The 6,653-nt window shown below is 72.7% G+C and carries 4 protein-coding genes; 3 read left to right on the top strand and 1 reads right to left on the bottom strand.

The window, feature by feature from the left end:
• Window positions 1–142 precede the first annotated feature (142 nt).
• The gene (locus AC1D1T_RS28645) at window positions 143–1,822 is read right to left on the bottom strand and encodes a FecR family protein (protein WP_477992963.1); all 1,680 of its coding nucleotides are present in this window, start codon (window positions 1,820–1,822) and stop codon (window positions 143–145) included.
• Between the two features lie 108 nt (window positions 1,823–1,930).
• Between AC1D1T_RS28645 and AC1D1T_RS28640 the strand changes: the two genes are divergently transcribed.
• The 3 genes from AC1D1T_RS28640 to AC1D1T_RS28630 all read left to right on the top strand — a co-directional run.
• Window positions 1,931–3,994, top strand: a complete 2,064-nt coding sequence (locus AC1D1T_RS28640) for an oxidoreductase (RefSeq protein WP_477992962.1) — start codon at window positions 1,931–1,933, stop codon at window positions 3,992–3,994.
• Window positions 3,991–5,586: a phospholipase D family protein gene (locus AC1D1T_RS28635; protein WP_477827813.1), complete on the top strand. Its 1,596-nt coding sequence runs from the start codon at window positions 3,991–3,993 to the stop codon at window positions 5,584–5,586. The genes AC1D1T_RS28640 and AC1D1T_RS28635 overlap by 4 nt, the downstream gene beginning before the upstream one ends.
• Window positions 5,587–5,724: 138 nt before the next feature.
• Window positions 5,725–6,653, top strand: a 929-nt coding sequence (locus AC1D1T_RS28630) for a DUF2138 family protein (RefSeq protein WP_477992961.1), incomplete at its 3' end; no start/stop codon positions are given.

Raw genomic sequence — 6,653 nt, 5'->3', positions numbered from 1 at the left:
CGCCTGCAGGTCGTGCCAGGCGGTCTGCGCGGCCGCCAGCACGCCGGTGGCGGCGATCAGCGCGGCGAGCAGCAGGCTCGCCGCCAGCGCGAGGGCCACCGCGCGTCGGCCGGTCGGCGCGGTCCAGGTCATCGCGCGGCCCTCACAGCAACAGCAGCACGGCGGCGCCCGGCAGCAGCCACCACCACAGGCTGCGCGGCACGTCGAACTGCTGGGTCGCGCCCCACGCGCCGGTGAAGCCGTCGGCCTGCTGCGTGCGCACGCGCAGGTAGTAGCGGCCCGGCGCCGGCCGCGGCAGCACCAGCTCGGGCAGGTTCTCGCGCCGCTCCAGCACCAGCTGCGTGAATGCGGGATCGGTCGCGACCTGCACGTCGTAGGTGTCGTCGCTGCTGCGGGCCCGCCAGCGGAACACCAGGCGCTCGCCCTCGTCGCGCGGCGCCTCGAGCGCCACCGGCGGCGGCGTCTCGCGCAGTTCGAAGCTGCTGGCATCGCTGAACGGGCCGTGGTCGTCGCCGGCCGCGATGCTCGCGATGCGCCAGTGGTAGCGGCCGGGCGGCAGCGCAAGGGCGAGGCGTTCGCTGCCCACGTCGCGGCGGTCGATGCGGACGGTCTCGAAGCGCGCGTCGTCGGCCACCTGCAGGTGGTAGCGCTGCGCGGCAGCGGCCTTCGTCCAGTTGAACTCGACCCGCTCGCCGTAGGCATGCCCCTCGTCGCGCGGCTGGGTCGTGAACGGCGGCTCCGGGCGCGCCTTCAGCGTGAACGCCAGCTGCCCGCTGCGGCCTTCCAGCCCCTGCGGGTCGCGGGCGCGCACCTGCAGCAGGTAGCGGCCATCGGGCAGGTCGGCCCATTGCGCGGCGGGTTCGGTGAACTCGCCGTCGAGCAGGCGCTGGTTCAGCGCTTCGTCGGCGAAGACCTGCGCGCGGTAGCCGGCGGCGCCAGGCGGCGCCGGCCACGAGAAGCGCAGTGGCACGCGCTCATAGCGCGTCGGCAGCGTCGACAGGCCTGGTGCCGGCGGCAGCGGCCGCACCGGCGAGGCGCCGGCCCCACCGGCCACCATGCCGAAGCCGTCGCCGATGGTCGCCACCGGCTTGCGGCCGACGCTGGCCGCGACGCGCCCTTCGGTGACTTCGGCCGCCGTGCTGCCGGCGGCGGTGCGCACGCGGAACTCGGTGCCGCGCACGCCCAGCGTCAGCACCGGCGTGCGGATGTCGTAGGCCGAGCCGGGCGTGCGTTGCGGGTTGACGCGCGACTCCGCCTCGCCCTGCTCGAGCGAGAGCTGCGAGCGCGTGACGCCGCTGTGGCCGAACACCAGCAGCGAATCCATGCGCAGCTGCGAGCCGCCGGAGACCAGCACGCGGGTCGAGTCGGCCAGGCGCAGCGTCAGGTTCGCKTCGGCCTCGGTGCGCAGCAGGTCGCCCGGCTGCAGCGTGTCGCCGACCACCAGCGCGATGCGTTGGCCGGCGCGCTCGCGCTGGGCGCCGCCCGACAGGAAGGCGACGCTCGCGACCGTCGCCTCGGCGCGCAGCCAGGCCACCGGCAGGCGCAGCTGGCGGCCCGGCTCGAGCCGCTTCGGGTCGGCGACGCGGTTCAGGCGCTGCAGCCGGTGCCAGCCGCTGCCGGGGGCGAGGTAGCTGTTGGCGATGCTGTAGAGGGTGTCGCCGGGGACGACGCGGTAGTGCCAGTCGGTGGCCGGTGCGGAGGCGGCAGCGGCAGGAGGCGCCAGGTCGGCGGCCATCGCACCGGCGCAGGCGGTGCCCCATGCGAGCGCCGCAACGGCACCCCGCGCACTGCGCATTGCATTGCCGGCGGGCGAACGGGACATCGTGCCTCCCCTCTGACCCGATGCAACCCGGCGCGTCTATGCGGCCAAGCCCTGACCCGGCCCAGAGCGCGGAAAGATAGCATGGGCCGACCGCTTCGTGCCCTCCCGATGACCCCCTATCCTGCACCGTATCCCCACCTGCTCGACCCGCTCGACCTCGGCTTCGTCACGCTGCGCAACCGCGTGCTGATGGGCAGCATGCACACCGGCCTGGAGGACGGCCGCAAGCACTTCCCGGCGATGGCCGCGTTCTTCGCCGAGCGTGCACGCGGCGGCGTCGGGCTGATGGTGACCGGCGGCTTCGCGCCGAACATCGCCGGCTGGACCAAGCCGTTCGCCGGCATGCTGGCCAGCAGCGGGGCGGCACGCCGCCACCGCGAGGTGACCGGCGCGGTGCATGCCGAGGGCGGGCGCATCGCGCTGCAGATCCTGCACACCGGGCGCTACGGCTACCACCCGTTCTGCGTCGCGCCGTCGCGCATCCAGTCGCCGATCTCGCCGTTCATGCCGCGCGAGCTGTCGGTGCGCGGCATCGAGCGGCAGGTCCGCGCCTTCGTGCGCTGTGCGCTGCTGGCGCGCGAGGCCGGCTACGACGGCGTCGAGATCATGGGCAGCGAGGGCTACCTGATCAACCAGTTCCTGGTGACGCACACCAACCAGCGGCGCGACGACTGGGGCGGCTCGTACGAGAACCGCATGCGGCTGCCGGTGGAAATCGTGCGCCGCGTGCGCGAGGCGGTCGGGCCCGATTTCATCCTGATCTACCGGCTGTCGATGATCGACCTGATCCCCGACGGCAGCAGCTGGCCCGAGGTGGTCGCGCTCGCGAAGGCGGTGACGCAGGCCGGCGCGACGATCCTGAACACCGGCATCGGCTGGCACGAGGCGCGCGTGCCGACCATCGCCACCAGCGTGCCGCGCGGCGCGTTCGCATCGGTCACGCAGACGATGCGCCGCGAGCTGCGCGCCGCCGGGTTGACGATCCCGCTGGTCACCAGCAACCGCATCAACACGCCCGAGGTGGCCGAGCAGCTGCTGGCCGACGGCTGCGCCGACATGGTGAGCCTGGCGCGCCCGCTGCTGGCCGACCCGGCCTTCGTCAACAAGGCGGCATCGGGGAAGCCGGAGTCCATCAACACCTGCATCGCCTGCAACCAGGCCTGCCTCGACCATGCGTTCAAGGCGCAGCTCGCGACCTGCCTCGTGAACCCGCACGCGGCGCGCGAGACGGTGCTGGTGCAGCGGCCGGCGCGGCAGCGGCGCCGCGTCGCGGTGGTCGGCGCCGGGCCGGCCGGGCTGGCGGCGGCCTGCACATTGGCCGAGCGCGGCCATGCGGTCGAGCTGTTCGATTCGGCGAGCGAGATCGGCGGGCAGTTCAACCTCGCGCGGCGCGTGCCGGGCAAGGAAGAGTTCGCCGAGACGCTGCGCTACTTCAACCACCGGCTGCAGGCGGCCGGCGTCACGCTGCGCCTGAACACGCGGGCCACCGCCGGGCTGCTGGTGGCCGGCGACTTCGACCGCGTGCTGCTCGCCACCGGTGTGACGCCGCGCGACCCGAAGATCCCCGGCCAGGAGCTGCCGCACGTGCTCAGCTACATCGACGTGCTGCTGCAGCGCAAGCCGGTGGGCGACAAGGTGGCGGTGATCGGCGCGGGCGGCATCGGCTTCGACGTGGCGGAGTTCCTCGTCACGCCGCCGGGACACTCGCCGACGATGGACCTCGCCGAATGGCGGGCGGAGTGGGGCGTGGCCGATCCGTCCGAGGTGCGCGGCGGCGTCGTGCCGGCGCGGCCCGCGCCGGCGGCGCGGCAGGTGGTGTTGCTGCAGCGCAAGAGCGGCAAGCTCGGCAAGGGGCTCGGCAAGACGACCGGCTGGATCCACCGCGCGGCCTTGCAGATGAAGCAGGTCGAGATGATCGGCGGCGTCAACTACGAGCGCATCACGCCGCAGGGCCTGTTCGTCACCTACGGCGAAGAGCGGCGCGACGGCCAGCTGATCGAGTGCGACACCGTGGTGTTGTGCGCCGGCCAGCTGCCGCTGCGCGAGCTGCTGGAACCGCTGCGTGCGTCGGGTGTGACCGCTGACTTGATCGGTGGCGCCGACGAGGCGAGCGAGCTGGATGCGAAGCGAGCCATCGACCAGGGCACACGGATTGCCCTGGCGCTTGAATGAACCGATTGCTGCGTACCGCCTTCGTCAGCCTGCTGTTCTGCCTCACCGGCCTGGGCGGCTGCGCCAGCCTGCCGCCACCGCAGCCGCATGCGCCGGTGCAGGCGCTGGCCGATCCGGAGAACACCGCGCTCGGCAAGTTCGTCGCGGCGAACGCGCCGGCGCCGGACATCTCGGGCTTCCGCGTGCTGGCGTCGGGCGACGATGCGTTCGCCGCGCTGACCGCGCTCGCCGACCGGGCGCAGAAGACGCTGGACCTGCAGTACTACCTGATCCGCAGCGATGAATCGTCGCGCGCGCTGATGCAGCGCGTGCGTGCGGCCGCTGACCGCGGCGTGCGCGTGCGGCTGCTGATCGACGACCTGAACACCGCCGGCCAGGACGATGCGCTGCTGCGGCTGACGCAGCACCCGCGCATCGAGGTGCGGCTGTACAACCCGTTCCCGTCGGGCCGCATGGCGACCTTGAGCCGCGTGATGGCGTCGCTGACCGACGCGGCCCGCATCAACCACCGCATGCACAACAAGATGTTCGTCGCCGACAACGCGCTGGCCGCGACCGGTGGGCGCAACCTGGGCGATGCCTACTTCGTGCAGAGCGCGCAGAGCAACTTCCTCGACATCGACGTGCTGGTCGCCGGGCCGGCCGTGAAGGCGCTGTCGGCGGTGTTCGACGGGTTCTGGAACGACCCGCTGGCGTACCCGATCGGCCTGGTGGTCGATGTGCCGCCCGCATCCGTGTCTCCAGCGGCGAGCCAGGCTGAAGCGCCCGAGCACCCGGCGAGCGCGCTGGCCGGAGAACCCGCGGCCTCGGCACCGGCGATCGTCGCGAACGCCGCCCGGTCGACGCTCGGCACCGAGCTGGCACGCAACCAGCTGAAGCTGGTGTGGGCGCCGTCGCGCGTGCTGGCCGACAAGCCGACCAAGGCCAGCGCGCCGGCCACCGAGGAGGCGCCCGCGCCGGCGCACGAGGTGATCAGCGACGACGTCGAGGGCCTGTTGCGCGGCGCGCGCAGCGAGGTCGTGCTGATCTCGCCGTACTTCGTGCCCGGCGCGCGCGGCATGGCGCTGATCGACGACCTGAAGCGCCGCGGCGTGCGCCTGCGCGTGCTGACGAACTCGCTGGCCACCACCGACGCGCCGGCGGTGCACATCGGCTATGCGCGCTACCGCGAGCAGATGCTGAAGGCCGGCGTCGACCTGCGCGAGCTGCGCGTGCACCTGGACCTGCCGCGCAGCAAGGTCGGCTCGTTCGGTTCGTCGCAGGCCTCGCTGCATGCCAAGGTGCTGGTGATCGACCAGCGCGACGTGCTGATCGGCTCGATGAACATGGACCCGCGCTCGGCCCGGCTGAACACCGAGATGGGCGTCGTGATGCACAGCCCGGAGATCGCGCGCCAGCTGCTGCAGCTGGTCGACGAGGTCGGCAGCGCCAACAGCTACAGGCTGTCGCTCGACGCCGACGGCCGGCTGCTGTGGACGCTGTCGCCGCCCGGCGGCGCGCCGAAGGTGCTGACCAGCGAGCCGGAGGCGAGCCTGTGGCTGAGGCTGACGGTGAAGCTGCTGTCGCCGTTCGCGCCGGAGGAGATGTTGTGAGGATGCTGCGCGCCGATGCGGCCTCCGACTGTATTTCACGCTGATTTCATGACCAGTTCACCTGTCCCGCTTGCGGCACTGAGATGATGCCGCCCGTGCGCCGTCAAGAGCATGGCGCGGCTGGGAGGGGGAGAACCCGTGGGATTGAATCGAAAGCAATGGGCCGGCGTCGCCGTCGCGGTGGTGCTGGTGGGCGGCGGGATCGCGGTCGCAACGCTCGGCTGGTCGCGCTTCGGCGGCAACATCAACGCACTCGAGGTGGACCTCGGGCATCCGCTGGCCTATGTGTCGACGCCGGCGCTGTCGCGCCTGCCGCGCGACCTGGTCAAGGCGCCGGTGCTGCGCGACGTGCTGACCGAGGACTTCGCGTTCTATTACGAGGAGCATGAGAGCCGCCTCGGCCTGCAGGGCGCGCTGAAGCGCATCGCGTTCGAGCACGACACCACGCTCGGCGACAAGCTGATCGAGCTGGCGCTCGACGAGCCGGCCGAGATGGCGTTCTGGACCGATGCCAAGGGCGCGCCGCGCCACTGGGTGATCGCGATGACGCGCGGCGTGCTGGCGCGCACGCTGCAAGGCGCCGCCGCGCTCGCCACCAACGACCGCCAGCTCAGCGTGATCGACCAGATCCGCGTCAACGGCGAGACGCTGCCGGTGTACGCGCTGACGCTGTCGCCGCGCCGCACGCTGACGCTGTCGCCGCGCCGCACGCTGGCGCTGGTGGCGCAGGGCAACCGCGTCGTCGTGCTCAGCGACCCCGGCCTGCTGTTCGACAGCGAACGCCAGGTCGACGCCAAGTCGCGCGACACCGTGGCCGCGCTGTTGTCGGCCGATGCGAAGACGCAGGCGGTGTACCGGCGCGACTTCGGCCTGGGCGAGGCGGGCAACGGCCACACCCTGGTCGCCGACGCGCGGCTGATGTCGTTCGGCTACCAGCACTTCTTCCCCGGCCTGAAGGCCTTGCGCTTCGACCTCGCGCCGGGCGGCGCGGTGCTGGCCACGCACCTGCGCGTGGACAAGCCCGCGGCGCTGCCGGCCGCGCCGGCCGACCGCGCGCTGTGGTCGGC

It is taken from the genome of Rhizobacter sp. P2_H3 (genome assembly GCF_056403355.1).
This window is presented reverse-complemented; position numbering and strand designations above follow the sequence as displayed.

Bases quoted from the DNA above. Each gene is read 5' to 3' on its own strand.
- AC1D1T_RS28640 (WP_477992962.1), top strand. From the start codon at position 1,931: ATGACCCCCTATCCTGCACCGTATCCCCACCTGCTCGACCCGCTCGAC.
- AC1D1T_RS28635 (WP_477827813.1), top strand. From the start codon at position 3,991: ATGAACCGATTGCTGCGTACCGCCTTCGTCAGCCTGCTGTTCTGCCTC.